At 69.8% G+C, this 13,262-nt stretch carries 13 protein-coding genes; 8 read left to right on the forward strand and 5 right to left on the reverse strand.

Going from position 1 to position 13,262, the window contains the following annotated elements; all coding sequences use genetic code 11:
* Window positions 1-17 precede the first annotated feature (17 nt).
* On the forward strand, window positions 18-770 hold the full coding sequence (locus tag ALTAJ2_RS01385) for a universal stress protein (RefSeq protein WP_007110633.1): 753 nt from the start codon (window positions 18-20) through the stop codon (window positions 768-770).
* Window positions 771-839: 69 nt separating this feature from the next.
* Here the strand turns inward: ALTAJ2_RS01385 and ALTAJ2_RS01390 are convergent, their stop codons facing one another.
* The 5 genes from ALTAJ2_RS01390 to ALTAJ2_RS01410 form a co-directional block, all read right to left on the reverse strand.
* Window positions 840-1,589 (reverse strand): universal stress protein, encoded by a 750-nt coding sequence (locus ALTAJ2_RS01390; protein ID WP_007110632.1) that lies wholly within the window; start codon window positions 1,587-1,589, stop codon window positions 840-842.
* On the reverse strand, window positions 1,586-3,007 hold the full coding sequence (locus ALTAJ2_RS01395; RefSeq protein ID WP_007110631.1) for an APC family permease: 1,422 nt from the start codon (window positions 3,005-3,007) through the stop codon (window positions 1,586-1,588). The genes ALTAJ2_RS01390 and ALTAJ2_RS01395 overlap by 4 nt, the downstream gene beginning before the upstream one ends.
* A gap of 95 nt (window positions 3,008-3,102) precedes the next feature.
* The gene (locus ALTAJ2_RS01400; RefSeq protein WP_007110630.1) at window positions 3,103-4,098 is read right to left on the reverse strand and encodes an LLM class flavin-dependent oxidoreductase; all 996 of its coding nucleotides are present in this window, start codon (window positions 4,096-4,098) and stop codon (window positions 3,103-3,105) included.
* Window positions 4,095-5,456, reverse strand: coding sequence for a bifunctional hydroxymethylpyrimidine kinase/phosphomethylpyrimidine kinase (gene thiD, locus ALTAJ2_RS01405; RefSeq protein WP_007110629.1), 1,362 nt, complete (start codon window positions 5,454-5,456; stop codon window positions 4,095-4,097). The genes ALTAJ2_RS01400 and thiD overlap by 4 nt, the downstream gene beginning before the upstream one ends.
* A 168-nt stretch (window positions 5,457-5,624) precedes the next feature.
* Window positions 5,625-6,683 (reverse strand): AIR synthase family protein, encoded by a 1,059-nt coding sequence (locus ALTAJ2_RS01410; protein WP_007110628.1) that lies wholly within the window; start codon window positions 6,681-6,683, stop codon window positions 5,625-5,627.
* Between the two features lie 234 nt (window positions 6,684-6,917).
* On the opposite strand from ALTAJ2_RS01410, the gene ALTAJ2_RS01415 reads away from it, so the two are divergent.
* From ALTAJ2_RS01415 to ALTAJ2_RS01440, 7 genes are all read left to right on the forward strand, one after another.
* On the forward strand, window positions 6,918-7,577 hold the full coding sequence (locus tag ALTAJ2_RS01415) for a heme NO-binding domain-containing protein (RefSeq protein ID WP_049900926.1): 660 nt from the start codon (window positions 6,918-6,920) through the stop codon (window positions 7,575-7,577).
* Window positions 7,570-9,198 (forward strand): methyl-accepting chemotaxis protein, encoded by a 1,629-nt coding sequence (locus tag ALTAJ2_RS01420; RefSeq protein WP_049900922.1) that lies wholly within the window; start codon window positions 7,570-7,572, stop codon window positions 9,196-9,198. The genes ALTAJ2_RS01415 and ALTAJ2_RS01420 overlap by 8 nt, the downstream gene beginning before the upstream one ends.
* Before the next feature lie 83 nt (window positions 9,199-9,281).
* On the forward strand, window positions 9,282-10,178 hold the full coding sequence (locus tag ALTAJ2_RS01425) for a dihydrodipicolinate synthase family protein (RefSeq protein ID WP_007110625.1): 897 nt from the start codon (window positions 9,282-9,284) through the stop codon (window positions 10,176-10,178).
* An 81-nt stretch (window positions 10,179-10,259) separates the two neighbouring features.
* A complete protein-coding gene (locus ALTAJ2_RS01430; RefSeq protein ID WP_050031411.1) occupies window positions 10,260-11,363 on the forward strand; it encodes a putative sulfate/molybdate transporter in 1,104 nt (367 codons plus the stop codon).
* A gap of 41 nt (window positions 11,364-11,404) precedes the next feature.
* Window positions 11,405-11,536, forward strand: a complete 132-nt coding sequence (locus ALTAJ2_RS20220) for a hypothetical protein (RefSeq protein WP_275574376.1) — start codon at window positions 11,405-11,407, stop codon at window positions 11,534-11,536.
* A complete protein-coding gene (locus tag ALTAJ2_RS01435) occupies window positions 11,529-12,008 on the forward strand; it encodes a DUF7384 family protein (RefSeq protein WP_007110622.1) in 480 nt (159 codons plus the stop codon). The genes ALTAJ2_RS20220 and ALTAJ2_RS01435 overlap by 8 nt, the downstream gene beginning before the upstream one ends.
* Window positions 12,009-12,111: 103 nt before the next feature.
* Entirely contained in the window at window positions 12,112-13,242 is a 1,131-nt protein-coding gene (locus ALTAJ2_RS01440) for a guanosine monophosphate reductase (RefSeq protein WP_007110621.1), read from the forward strand.
* Window positions 13,243-13,262 lie beyond the last annotated feature (20 nt).

Genomic DNA, 13,262 nt, shown 5'->3' on the forward strand with positions numbered 1-13,262 from the left:
AGGACGACTCGTCAGCCATGTCAGACCGCGACCATCGCGTGTTGATCCCGGTCGCCATCTTCGAGGGGGAGAGCGTCCCGCGGACGATCGTCGACGCGCTCGCGTCGATCCCGGTCGTCCTACTCGGCTATCGCGAACTCCCCGATCAGACCGGAACGGATCAGGCACGCGCGCAGTACGGCGACCGCGCGCGGGCCGAACTCGAGGAGTTGCGGACGATCTTCGAGGAGGCGGGCTGTGACGTGACGTCGCGACTGGCCTTCACCCACGACCGGCTGGAAACGTTCGAACGCGTCGCCGTCGACGACTCCTGTGACGCCGTCCTGGTGCTCAATCCGGCACCCGTCCTCGAGACGATACTCGTCGCGATTCGAAGCGACGTCAACGTCGAGCACATCGCCCGACTGCTCGCGACGATCCTCGACGGCACGACCCTCGAACTCACGCTCTTTCACGTTGCGCTGGACGAATCGAAACGGGCGGCGGGGGCGGAGCTACTCGAGACGGCCCGGTCGGAACTGGTCGCTGCGGGGGTCGACAGCGGCCGGATCGACAGCACGGTCGTCGTCGACGAATCGCCCACGGACGCGATCGTCGAGGCGGCGGCCGACCACGATCTCTTGGTGGCCGGCGAGAGCCGCCCGTCCATCCGTCGGGTCATCTTCCGGGACCGCGTCAAACGACTGGCCCGACGGACGGTCGATCCGGTGTTGGTGATTCGCGGCGAGTACCTCGAGCCGGCAGCCGGCGAGGACACGGCCGACGGCTAACAACCGGGACCCAACGGCCGGGCGTATCGCGGGGGCGAGGGCATCGACCGGTCGACCGGCCCCAGAACCTCAGTCCTCGCGTTGCGACGCGCGATCGGCGTCGATCCCCTGCTCACGAGTCGTTGCCGCGTCGGTGCTCTCCTCGCGGACGACGAGCACCGGCCCGACCGCCTCGGCAGCGACGCGATCGGCCTCCTCGCCGAGGAGGAACGACCGAAGCGACGGGGACCGTTCGCCCATGACGATCGCATCGTGGGTCGTTGCGGCCTCGACGAGCGCCTCGAGGGGCGGCTCGTCGACCGCGAGGATGGTCTCGATGTCGAGCGCGCGTTCGGCGAGGGAGTCGGCAGCCGCCGCGATCGAGTCCCGGCCGCCGGGTTCGTCGTCGGTCGCCAGAAAGAGCGTAACGCCGATCTCGCGGTCGCCGACCAGTTCGGCGACGAATGCGGTGATCCGATCGACAACGAGGTCGCCGGTCAACGCCACGAGGAGGCGATCGACCGATCCGGTCGCGCCCGTGACGGCGTAGGCGTCGGCGGCGACCTCGTCGGCGACCCGATCGACCGTTCGCTCCCGATCGTGGGTGAACACGAGGCGATGGTCGGCGCTCCCGCCGGCCGCTTCGAAGGCCCCGACGAGATCGGTGAGGGCGGCGGTCGCCCGGTCCTCGTACTGGAGGCGAGCCTGGTCCGGCGGCGTCTGCTCCGGGAGGACGTGGTAGCCGAGCACGGTCACGTCCATCGTCGCGAGCAGCGTCGGGAGGCCGGTCGAGACCGACTCGCCCTCGAGAATCGCCAGCGGAACCAGCACGCGCGTCATTCGACCACCCCCTTCAGCGTCACGTCACGGCCGTAGTAGGCGTACCAGCCGGCGGTTGCGAGCATGATCCCGATACCGACGAGCTGTGATGTCCGTTGCATGAACCCGATCAGGGCGAAGCTCGCGAGCGCGCCGAGTATCGGGACGACGGGATAGCCGGGCACCCGGAAGTCAGGGTCGTACCACGACGGGTCGGCTCGCCGCAGTGCGAGCAGGGCCACGCAGAGCAGCCCGTACGTGACGAGATGGAGGAACGATGCGACCTCCGCGAGCAGTTCCACGCGACCGGTCGCGACCAGCACAAGGATCGGCCCGCCGGCCATTCCCAGCGCGACGTGTGGCGTGCCGTATCGGAGATTGATGTGGCTCGCGCGCCGCGGTAACAGGGCGTCCTTCGAGACCGCGTAGATGGCTCGCGACGTGCTGAGCACCGATGCGTTGGCGCTGGACATCGTCGCGAGCAGTCCGCCGAAGACGATCGCGACCGCACCGGCCGGGCCGAAGTAGTGGCGGCCGACCTCGACCATCGCCGTTTCGCCGAACGTCGAGAGCCGCTCGCTCCCGAACGCACCGGTCGCGACGAAGATCGCCGCGACGTAGAGGACGCCGACGACGAGGACGGAGCCGACCATCGCGAGGGGCAGGTTCCGTCCGGGGTCGCGTATCTCGCCGGCGACGGTCGCCACCTGCGCGAAACCGAGATACGAGGTGAACACGAGCGCCGCGGTCGTCAACACGGGCATCGTTCCGAACGGCGCGAACTGTTCGGGAGCGGACGGCTCCCCGACGATCCCCAGCGCGTCGAGCCCGCCGTAGCCGAGGAACACGATCAGGATCGACAGCAGCAACGCAACGATCCCGTTTTGCAGTTTCGCCGCGTTTTCCGTCCCCGTGACGTTCAGCACGGTCACGCCGGCACCGAACAGCAGCGCCAGCGGGATGACGAGGCCATCGCCTACCGGGACGCCGAGTTCCGCGAGCGTGTCGACGGCGTAGTAGCCGAAGCCGACGAGGTAAAACGCCGTCGCGAACACCAGTCCGAACCACAGCGACAGGCCGACCACGGCCCCGGGGAGCGTTCCCAGACCGCGCGAGATGTAGTAGTAGCCGCCGCCGCTTTTGGGCATCGCCGTCGCGAGTTCGGACGCCGGCAGCGCGACCAGGAGGGCGATGAACGCACCGATCGCGAACGACCCAGCCGCCGCGGGCCCGGCCCGGCCGGCAGCCAACCCCGGAAAGACGAAGATACCGGCCCCGATCATCGTCCCGATCCCGATAGCGAGGCCACCGGTGAGCCCGAGCGTCCGCTCGAGTTCGGCGTCGTCGGTGATCGTCACCTCGTCAGTTTCGATCGTCGGCTCGACCCGTGGTGACTCTCCCTCGACGTTGGTCCCACCGGCCGACGACGGATCACTCATATCGGGGCCGTCTCTCGCCTGCCCTATAGCTCTGCTGTCGAATGGAGATGGCTGGGAGCGAGCGGTTCGGGCACCGGCCCGGATCGGCCGGCCGTCTACCCGGTGAGTTCGTCGGCCAGCAGCCGGAGGCTCCGGTCCCCATCGGCGGCCGCGTCCGGAACCGCGAGCATGACCTCCTCGATGCCGGCGTCGGCGTAGTCGGCGAGCTGGTCGCGTATCTCCGCCGGCGTCCCCGTCGGCGCCGTCTCGAGGTAGCCGGCGAGGAAGAACTCGCGGGGCTCGCTCGGTCCGTCGTCGGGCAGGAACTCGTGCCGGAACGCCTCGCGTTTGTCTTCGGCGGCCTCGGTCGTCTCGGCCGCGAAGACGAACAGTTCGGCGGATTTTCGGATCTCGTCGTATCGAGCCTCGCTCTCGCAGTGCTCGCGTAAGACCGCGAGTTTCGCCGCGAAGCCCTCGGGCTCGAGGGTGCCGTAGTTCCAGCCGTCGGCCAGGGCGGCGGTGTAACGCAGCGTAAACGACTCGCCACCGCCGCCGATCCAGATCGGCGGATGGGGGTCTTGCACCGGCTGGGGCTCACAGAACGCCTCGTCGAGGGCGATCTCGAGGTGCTCGCTCTCGTGGCTGTACGTCTCGTTCGTCCAGAGCCCCTGCAGGATCGTAACGGTCTCGGCGAGTCGGCGGAGCCGTTCGGCCGGCGGCTCCCGAAACGCGTAGCCAAAGCGGTCGTACTCCTCGGCGTACCAGCCGCCGCCGAGGCCGAGTTCGAGGCGGCCGTCGCTGATGCGGTCGACCTGCGCCGCCATCTTCGCCAGCAGTGCGGGATGGCGGTAGGACTGGCTCGTCACGAGCGTGCCGAGCCGCACCTGCGCCGTCGCCTCGGCGATCGCGCTCAGCGTCGTCCAGGGCTCGTGGACACCGCGTCGCGGGTCGCCGATCCACGACTGGAAGTGATCCTCGAGCCAGACCGCGTCGTAGCCGAGCGATTCGGCCTCGAGTGCGGTCTCCCGAACCGTTCCGATGTCGGTGCCGTACTGCGGAAGGATGAGGCCGACATCGAGGTCGGTCGCGGACCCCGATTCGTCGGTGCTCATTCGGTCACCTCTCGGTCGAGCGCCAGCGTTCGATCGGCGAGCGTCTCCGGATCGTCCGCGACGAGTTTGACGAGCGCCTCCTTGCCGACCGCACCGCGGTCGACGACGGCGACGGGGGGCTCGTCGCGATCCGCGAAGGCCTGCCGGGCACCCCATCCCATCGTACTGTCCGCCGTCTCCCTGATCTCGTCCGGCTGTCGGTCGCGGTCGTACTCGGCGACCGGCCACGCGAGGGCCTCGAGCGCGTCCTCGACGGCCGCGTCGAACCGGCAGTTGACAGCGACCCGCAGGTCGGGGGCGAACTCCCGTGCCGAGAGGAGGAAGCGAGCGACGTGACTCGAGGCGCCGAACCGAACCCCGCGGTTGGGCTGGACGCCCGACAGCGTCCGCGTGATGCGGCCCTCGACGGCGGCGGTCTCGGCGACGGAGTCGGCGTAGGGCGTCGCCCCGACGACGTTCATCCCGACCTCGGGGACCAACGCCGACACGTCGGCCTCGACGAACCGGTCGACGACCGCCTGGACGTCCTCGGCGGTTCGCTCCCTGGCGGCCTCGTTTCGCAGCGAGACCATGTGGTTGACCGCGCCGTGGCCCTCGCCGACGTCGTAATAGTAGCGCACTGCGCGTTCGAGGAACTCCGTGGCACCCTCGACGGCCGTCTCGAGCGGGTCGCCCGCGGCGAGACGGGCCGCGATCGCCGAGCCAAGCGTACAGCCCGAGCCGTGGGTGGCCTCGGTGCCGACCCGCGGGTGCTCGAACGTTCGGACACTCCCGTCGGTGACGAGGATGTCCCGAACCGTCTCGCCGGGGAGGTGGCCGCCCTTGACGAGGACGGCGTCGACGCCCGTCTCGAGGATCGCCTCGCCGGCCGCCACCGCGCTCTCATCGTCGGTGACCGCGATGTCGGTCAGTACTTCGGCCTCGTCGGTGTTGGGCGTCGCCAGCGTCGCCCGGCCGAGCAGTTCCTCGTAGGCGCGTTCCGCATCGGGCTCGAGCAGTCGATCCCCGGAGGTTGCGACCATCACGGGATCGACGACCAGCGGGAACGTGAACGTCCGTGCGTGTTCGGCGACGGTTTCGATCACGTCGGTCGTCGCGAGCATTCCCGTCTTCGCCGCGCCGATCGCGAAGTCGTCGGTGACGGCCTCGAGTTGGGCGTCGATCTCGTCGGTCGGGAGGACGTGCGAGGACGAGACGCCGCGGGTGTTCTGGGCGGTGACGGCGGTGATCGCCGACGTGCCGAAGACGCCGTGGGCGGCCATCGTCGCGAGGTCGGCCTGGATTCCCGCGCCGCCGCCGGAGTCGCTGCCGGCGATCGTCAGCGCGACCGGTCGGCTATCGGGTGCTGGTGTTCGCATACGGGATCGTATTCCCGGCTTATACTAAGCGGTGATGGTCAGCGACGGTGAGGGTCCACACGGGTCGCTTCGGCCCCGTCGCCGATCCGCACCCGTTCGTGACGACGCCCGGCCCGGTTCCGGGGCCGACACGCCGCCCCGCTCGTCCCCTCGTGACGGCACGCCGGCCTACTGGCCGGCACTCGAGGACCGTCCGTCGCGCTCGGCCGCCGCGGCCGCAAGCTCGGCGTAGGCCTCCCACGACGGATCGACGGTCGGATGCTCGAGCGGCTCCCCATCGACGAGCACCTCGCCGCCCTCGGCTCCGATGGCCTCGACGCGGCCGATGTCGGCGACCGGCGTGTCACGGTCCTCGAGTGCGGCACGCACGGCCTCGACGCCGTCGGGATCGACCGCGAGCAGGAGCGACCCGCAACTCGTCGCCGCCCAGGGGTCGATTTCCAGGGTGTCACAGACCGCGCGGACGCCGGGACGCATCGGGACGGCCGCGCGGTCGATCGCGAACCGAGCGCCGGCGCCGTCGGCCATCTCGTTCAACGCGCCCGCGAGGCCGCCCTCGGTCACGTCGTGCATCGCCCGCACCGGCCCCGCGGCGGCCGCGGTGAGCGCGTCGCGGACCGAAAACACCTCCTCGAGACGGTCCTGTGCGTCCGCGATCACGCCGTCCGGGAGTGCAAGCTGGTCGGCAAAGAGGGTACTCAGCAGACCGACCGATTCGACGGCGGGGCCGTTCGTCAGGAGCAGGCGGTCACCCGGACGGGCACCGTCGGGGCGGACGATATCGTCGTGCTCGCCGACGCCCATCGCGGTGGCAGCACCGACCCACGGATGCGACGGATCGGCGTAGCGCGCCGTATGCCCCGTTACGACGGCGACCCCGAGATCCGCACACTCCGCGTGGATCGTCTCCCAGACCGTCGCGAACTCGGCGTCGGTCATCGACTCCGGGAGCGTAAAACAGATCGAGAGGTGCGACGGCGGGACGCCGCTGACGGCCACGTCCGCGAGGACGAGATCGAGGGCAAAGCGCGCGGCCCGCTCGAGGCCGAGGGCGGGGAGGATCGAGAGCGGATCGGTCGCGGTGACCAGCGCCCGCTCGCCGATATCGAGGACGCCGAAGTCGACGCCGTGGGTCGGTCCGAGGGCAACGTCGTCACGGTCGGCACCGAGGTTCGGCGCGATGTGCCGGTCGAAGAACGCGCGGTCGATTTTTCCGAGGTCGCTCACGGCCGATCGATGGTGGGCGGCCACCTTATCCGTGCTGATTCGGCGTCCGCCCGTACTCGAGCGGGATGGGCCTCGGAGGAGCGGGTCGAACCGCCCACACGCGCGATCGGCGCACGGACCCAACAATGCAGGGAGAACTGGTAATCCGGTCGGGTCGCAAGAGGGGGTACCACTCATGGCGGCTGATATGTTCCGACCACTGACTGTCAGACGAACGGGAAAGCGGGGGAACGCGTGCACGGCATAATTCTACAAACGTTGCAGGCCTTCGTCGTCGATACCTACGGCGAGGACGCCTGGCTCGCGATCCAGGAGGAGGCAGCCATCGAGGAGACGGTCTACGTCCCCGTGACCGTCTATCCCGACGGCGACGTCTACGAAATCGCACGGACCGCCGGCGCGCTCACGGAGCAGAGCCCCCGAACGATACTCACCCAGTACGGGACGTGGGTGCTGCCGGCCCTGCTCGAGACCTACAATCTCCATATCGACGACGAGTGGGACGGGCTGGAACTGATCGCGAATATCCAGCAGTTTCACACCTCGCTACGGACGCGGGACATGACGACGCTGACGACGCCGCGAATCCGCTCGAAGCGACTCGACGAGAACCGGGTGCAAATCATCTACGACTCTGACCGGAAGCTGTGTGACGTCGCTCGCGGCGCGATCCAGGGCGTTGCCGAGCGCTTCGACGAGGAGTTAGTCGCCGACGAGCGGACCTGTATGCACGAGGGGGACGACGCGTGTCGGTTCGACATCCGACGAACGGTGGCCGACAACGCCGAGACCACAGCGGAGCCGCGAGCCGGGAGCGATGGCGACTCGACGTCGGGGTTCGAGTTCGAATCCGATGCGACGGCCGACGCTTCCAGCGGGGGAACGGATGACTGAATCACCCGACGCGGGCGTCGAGAACGATTCGGCTTCGCTTCCGACGGCGATACAGTCCGAGCGGCCAGTCGGGTTCGGCGCTGTGGCGACCGTAGCGGGACTGCTCGTCGTCGCCATCGCTGCCGTCGTGCTCGGCGACCCGACGGCGACAGTCCTCGGAATCGGCATCGTCGGCGTCGCCATCACGGGCGGCACAGCGACCGCACTCGCCGCGGCCTCGGACGCCCGATCCGCACCGGGCCAGCGCGACGACCTGCGCGCGGGAATCGCCGACGTGACCGAGCGGGCGGTCAGACTCGAGAACGAGGAGTACGACGTCTCATTCGCGACCGATCGGAACGACGAGTTCGAGGCGCTCGAGGCTGCGCTCGCCTCGATCCGAAACCAGCTCGCGGCGGGCGAGCACGCGGATCGCTCGCTGGGCGAACTCGAGCGCACGGTCGCGGCACACGCCGAGACGACGCAGGCGGTCGCCGCCGGGGATCTCACGCGGCGGCTCGAGCGTCCGGGCACCCACGATGCGATCGACGAACTCGCCGGCAACACCAACGCGATGCTCGCGGAGATCGAGGATACCTTCGGGACGCTGAAGTCGTTCTCCGGCGAGGTCGTCACCTACAGTCGCGAACTCACGACGAGCATGGAGACGGTCCAGGCCGAGGGCGAACGCACCAGCGAAGCGCTTACCGAGGTCGTCAGCGACAACAGAGCACAAAACGAGCAGCTGCGATCCGTCGCGACCGAGATGGAGTCGTTCTCGACGACGATCGAGGAGATCGCCGCGACGGCGTCGGAAGTGGCCGACACCGCGGACAAGACCGCCAGGGTCGGACGGGAGGGGAGCGAAGCCGCGAGCGATGCGATCGAGGGCATGGACGTGATCGACGCGGAGACCGCCCGGACGCTCGAGGAGATCGAGAGCCTGGAAGCCGAGGCCGAGCGGATCGACGATCTCGTCGAGTCGATCAGCGACATCGCCGAGCAGACGAACATGCTTGCGCTCAACGCCAACATCGAGGCCACGCGCTCGACCGACGGCGACGGCGACGGGTTCAGCGCGGTCGCCGACGAGATCCAGACCCTCTCCGAAGAGGTCTACGATTCGGTCCAGGCCGTCGAGGAGCGCCTCGAAGGGCTCAGGGAGCGTGCGATAGCGGCGGCCGACGAGGTCCGGACGAGCCGCGGTCGCATCGAGGAGAACGTCGCCGAGGTCGAAGCCGCCGCGAACGCGCTCGAGCGGATCGCCGGCCTCGCCGAACGGACGAACGACGGGGTCCAGGAGATCTCCGCGGCGACCCAGCAGCAGGCGTCGGCGACCGAGGAGGTCGTCGTGTCGGTCGAAGCCGCCGCGGAGACGAGCGATCGGACAGCCGAAACGTCCGCGAGAGCGGCCCGCCGAGCGTCCGCCCAGGCCGATGCTCTCGCCCACGTCGCCCGCAGCGCGACCGTCCTCACGGAGCAGGCCGGCGAGTTGAACGCCCATCTCGAGCGCTACGTCACCGAAAGCGGCTACGAACTGCCGGAGGCGCGAACCGCCGACGACGTGGACCCGGACGCGGTCTCGACGGCGGCGACGCCGGAGACGATCGGCGACGGCCGCGGCGAGAGCGAGATCCGGTAACGACGGCAACGGGATGGGTCCCGGCCCTCGAGCGGACGACAGAACCGCCCGGTATTTAGACCCGTGCCGTCCTTCGCTCGTGCATGCACGGTACCGGTGTGCCGCTCGTGACGCCGTTCGATTCGGCCGGCCGCGTCGACCGCGCGCGGCTCCGATCCTTCGTCGACTGGCTCGAAGACGGCGGCGTCGACTTTCTGGTTCCCTGTGGCTCGTCGGGCGAGGCACCGCTGTTGACGACGGACGAACGGATCGAGGTCGTCGAAACTGTCGCGGAGACGACGACGCTCCCGGTGCTTGCGGGGACCGGGCAGGAGGGCTACGAGCCGACGCTCGAGACGACCGAACGCGCCGCAGCGGCCGGAGCCGACGCGGCGCTCGTCGTCACACCCTCCTACTACGCGTCCGACGACGCGGCCCTCGCCGCGTACTACCGAGCCCTGGCCGACGACGCGCCGATCCCGATCTACCTGTATAGCGTTCCGAAGTTCACCGGCCACGCGCTCTCGCCGCGAACCGTCGCGTCCCTGGCGACCCACGAGAACATCGCCGGGATCAAGGACTCGAGCGGGAGCCTCGAGTCGATCCAGCGACTCGATCACCACACCGCCGACGAGTCGTTTGCGGTGTTCGTCGGCAGCGGGAGCATCTACGCGGCCGGTCTCGCGGCGGGTGCCGACGGGGGCGTGCTCGGGATGGCGAACGTCGTTCCCCGGCGGGCGAGTGGGATCTACCGACTGGCCAACGAAGGCGACGGTGACGCGGCTCGAGCACGCAACGCCGCCCTCGTCGAACTCAACCGCGCCGTGACGGCCGAATACGGCGTTCCCGGGCTCAAATCGGCCCTCTCGCTCCGGGAGCGGCCGATGGGCGAACCGCGGCGGCCGCTCCAGTCACTCGGGGAGCCGGCACGGCGGGAACTGGCGTCGGTACTCACGGCGGCGCTGGACGCGACGCCGACGGACCGCGATCGACGTAACTGAAAAACGGTTCATCGGTGGGCGGATCGAACCGCGAGCGGTTACTGGCAAGAGTCAAGGAACGGAGCCCCATACCGGTTGTAGATGGCGTATTCGTTCCGGTCGCGGTCCGGTTCCGACCTCGAGTTCTCCGCGAGCGAACTCGCGGGTGCGCTAGGTGATTCGGTTACGGTCCTGCCGCTGCTCGTCGCGCTCGGAGCGACGACGAGCGTCTCGTTGCCCCACGTGTTGGTCGGGTTCGGCGTCTTTCAGATCGTCTGGGGGGTGTACTACGGACTGCCGCTTTCCGTCGAACCGATGAAGGCGCTGCTCGGGCTGGCGATCGTCGGCGCGCTGTCCGCTGCCGAACTCGCCGCCGCCGGACTGCTCGCCGGCGGGGTCCTCCTCGCCGTCGGGCGACTCGGGCTCGTCGGTCGGCTCCAGCGAGTGGTCGGCGAGCCGGTCATCCGCGGCGTACAACTCGCCGTAGCCTTGCTCTTGCTCGAGGCGGCGGTCGACCTCTCGATCGGGAACCCGCCGATGGCGGCGGGCGGGCTCGCCGTGGTCGGCCTGCTGGCGCTCGTCGGCTACCGGCAGGCCAGCGTGCTGGTCGTGCTCGGACTCGGGGCCGTCGCGGCCGTCGCGACGGCCGGCGTTCCGACGCCGACGGTGCCGGAACTCGCGGTGTTTCCCGCCGGCTCGCCGTCGCTCACCGGAGCCGCCGTTGAGGGGACCGTCGCCCAGTTGGGAATGACGGTCGGCAACGCCGCGATCGCGACCGCCCTGCTCTGTGGCGACCTCTACGACCGGGAGGTCTCGGCGGACGCGCTCTCGACGAGCATGGGCGTGACTTGCCTCGCGGCGATCCCGCTGGGTGGCGTCCCGATGTGTCACGGCAGCGGCGGCCTCGCCGGCAAGTACGCCTTCGGCGCGCGAACCGGCGGCGCGAACGTCCTGCTCGGCATCGGCTACCTCGCGCTCGCGCCGGTCGCCGCCGGGGCCGTACTCGCCGCCTTCCCGATGGCGGTTCTGGGCGTGTTGCTCGTCGTCGTGGCGCTCGAGTTGGCTCGCGCGGCGGTCGCGGCCGTCGCCGATCGCCGATCGCTCGCGGTGGTCGCCGCCGTCGGGGTCGCCGGGTTCGCCGGTAACGTCGGTGTCGCGTTCGTCCTCGGTACCGTCGGCTTCTGGCTCGTCTCACGGTCGGCGTAGGGTGCAAGCGGCGTCGGCGACCGCGAGCCGGACGACCTTTGATGCCGGAACCCCAACTGCCACCGATGCACGCGAGCTGGGCCGACCTCTTCGACCGCGGCGCGGAGTACGACGGCGATCGCGAGGCGATTCGGGATGCACTCGCAGCGATCCGGGAGGACAGCGATGCCTGACCGCGACGAACCGAACCCCGCCCGCGTCGTCGCCGACGCCGACGTGCTCGCGGCGGACCTGCTCGTCGGCGGCGACGCACGCGCGGCGCTGGATCACGTCCGCCGCCACTCCTGGATCGACCTCGTCGCCAGCGACCCGCTGCTCGAGCAGACGGAACGGCTCGTGACGTCACTGGCCGACGCCGATCTCGCCGCGGACCACCGCGAGCGGCTTGAGGCCGAGCGCGTCGCGGTCGACCAGCCCGAGGGGGACCATCCCGGGCTGGCGTCGGCCTATCAGGGGAAGGCGGCGCACCTGCTCTCGAACGACGACCGGCTTCGATCGGCGACGGCCGGGCTCACCCTGCAGCCCCGCGTCTCCGTCAGCATCCGCCCGCCGGACGCGTTCGCCCGCCTGTTCGACCCCGCGAGCCTGTACGCGGTCGTCGCGGACGGCGAGTACCCTGGGCCGGACCGAGATCCGCGCGCCTGACGGCGGTCTCGGCAACGCGATATCGGCTTCCCGGCAACGCCCTCGCGGAGCCACCTGAGTTCGGGACCCTTATCAGCCAGGGACGCCTTAGTGGTAAGGGGTAATGAACGATCTACGAACCGGGTTGAGCTATGGTGACGTGCTCCTCGTCCCGAACCGCTCGCCAGTCGATAGCCGCAGCGACGTCGACCTCTCGACGCGGCTCACGCCGTCCGTCGAACTGGACGCGCCGCTCGTCTCCGCCGCGATGGACACCGTCACGGAGGCCGAACTAGCGATCGAACTCTCGCGCGCCGGCGGGATCGGCGTCGTTCACCGGTTTCTCACGCCGGACGAGCAGGCCGAACAGGTCGAACGGGTAACGGCCGCCGACGAGCACGTGGCCGCCGCGGTAGGGATCAACGAAGACTACGTCGGCCGCAGCGCCGCGCTGATCGACGCCGGCGTCGACGCGCTCGTGGTCGACGTGGCCCACGGCCACCTCGAGCGATCGCTCGAGGCCGTCGAGACGCTCCGGGCGGAGTTCCCGGACACCGACCTCGTCGCCGGCAACGTCGCGACGCCGGCCGGCGTCGAGGACCTCGCGGCCGCCGGTGCGGACTGTGTGAAAGTCGGCATCGGTCCCGGCTCACACTGCACCACCCGAAAGGTAGCCGGCGCGGGCGTCCCGCAACTGACCGCCGTCGACGACTGTGCGACGGCGGCCGAGGAGCTGGACGTGACGATCTGTGCCGACGGCGGGATTCGAACGTCCGGCGACGCCGTCAAGGCCCTGATGGCGGGTGCCGACACGGTGATGCTGGGAAGCCTGCTGGCCGGAACCGAGGAAGCACCCGGCGCGGTCGTGGACGTCGACGGGGCGCGGTACAAGCGCTCGCGGGGCATGGCGACCACCACGGCCGCCGAGAACCGCGACGACAAGGACGCCAACGTTCGCGCCGACGAGGGCGTCGAGGCCCTGACGCCGTACAAGGGGCCGGTCGGCGACGTCGTCGACGAGTTCTGTGCGGGCATTCAGTCCGGACTCTCCTACTGCGGCGGGGAGACGATCCCCGCGGCGCGCCGAAACGCCGAGTTCATCCGCGTCGCCCCCAGCGCGAAGGAGCGGGAGGGGTACCACGCGGATCAGGACTGGGAGGGCGTCAGCGTCGATAGCGAAGCGAAGACGGTCACCGAAGCACAGCTCGCGGCGGACGACGACGCGGTCGAGACCGCCGCAGAAGGAGACGACTGACCGCCGATCGAGACCCGGTG

It is taken from the genome of Natrinema altunense, assembly GCF_000731985.1.
Lineage (GTDB): Archaea > Halobacteriota > Halobacteria > Halobacteriales > Natrialbaceae > Natrinema > Natrinema altunense.

Coding starts and splice junctions, on each gene's coding strand:
- ALTAJ2_RS01385 (WP_007110633.1), top strand. CDS start 18: ATGTCAGACCGCGACCATCGCGTGTTGATCCCGGTCGCCATCTTCGAG.
- ALTAJ2_RS01390 (WP_007110632.1), bottom strand. CDS start 1,589: ATGACGCGCGTGCTGGTTCCGCTGGCGATTCTCGAGGGCGAGTCGGTC.
- ALTAJ2_RS01395 (WP_007110631.1), bottom strand. CDS start 3,007: ATGAGTGATCCGTCGTCGGCCGGTGGGACCAACGTCGAGGGAGAGTCA.
- ALTAJ2_RS01400 (WP_007110630.1), bottom strand. CDS start 4,098: ATGAGCACCGACGAATCGGGGTCCGCGACCGACCTCGATGTCGGCCTC.
- thiD (WP_007110629.1), bottom strand. CDS start 5,456: ATGCGAACACCAGCACCCGATAGCCGACCGGTCGCGCTGACGATCGCC.
- ALTAJ2_RS01420 (WP_049900922.1), top strand. CDS start 7,570: ATGACTGAATCACCCGACGCGGGCGTCGAGAACGATTCGGCTTCGCTT.
- ALTAJ2_RS01425 (WP_007110625.1), top strand. CDS start 9,282: ATGCACGGTACCGGTGTGCCGCTCGTGACGCCGTTCGATTCGGCCGGC.
- ALTAJ2_RS01430 (WP_050031411.1), top strand. CDS start 10,260: ATGGCGTATTCGTTCCGGTCGCGGTCCGGTTCCGACCTCGAGTTCTCC.
- ALTAJ2_RS20220 (WP_275574376.1), top strand. CDS start 11,405: ATGCCGGAACCCCAACTGCCACCGATGCACGCGAGCTGGGCCGACCTC.
- ALTAJ2_RS01435 (WP_007110622.1), top strand. CDS start 11,529: ATGCCTGACCGCGACGAACCGAACCCCGCCCGCGTCGTCGCCGACGCC.
- ALTAJ2_RS01440 (WP_007110621.1), top strand. CDS start 12,112: ATGAACGATCTACGAACCGGGTTGAGCTATGGTGACGTGCTCCTCGTC.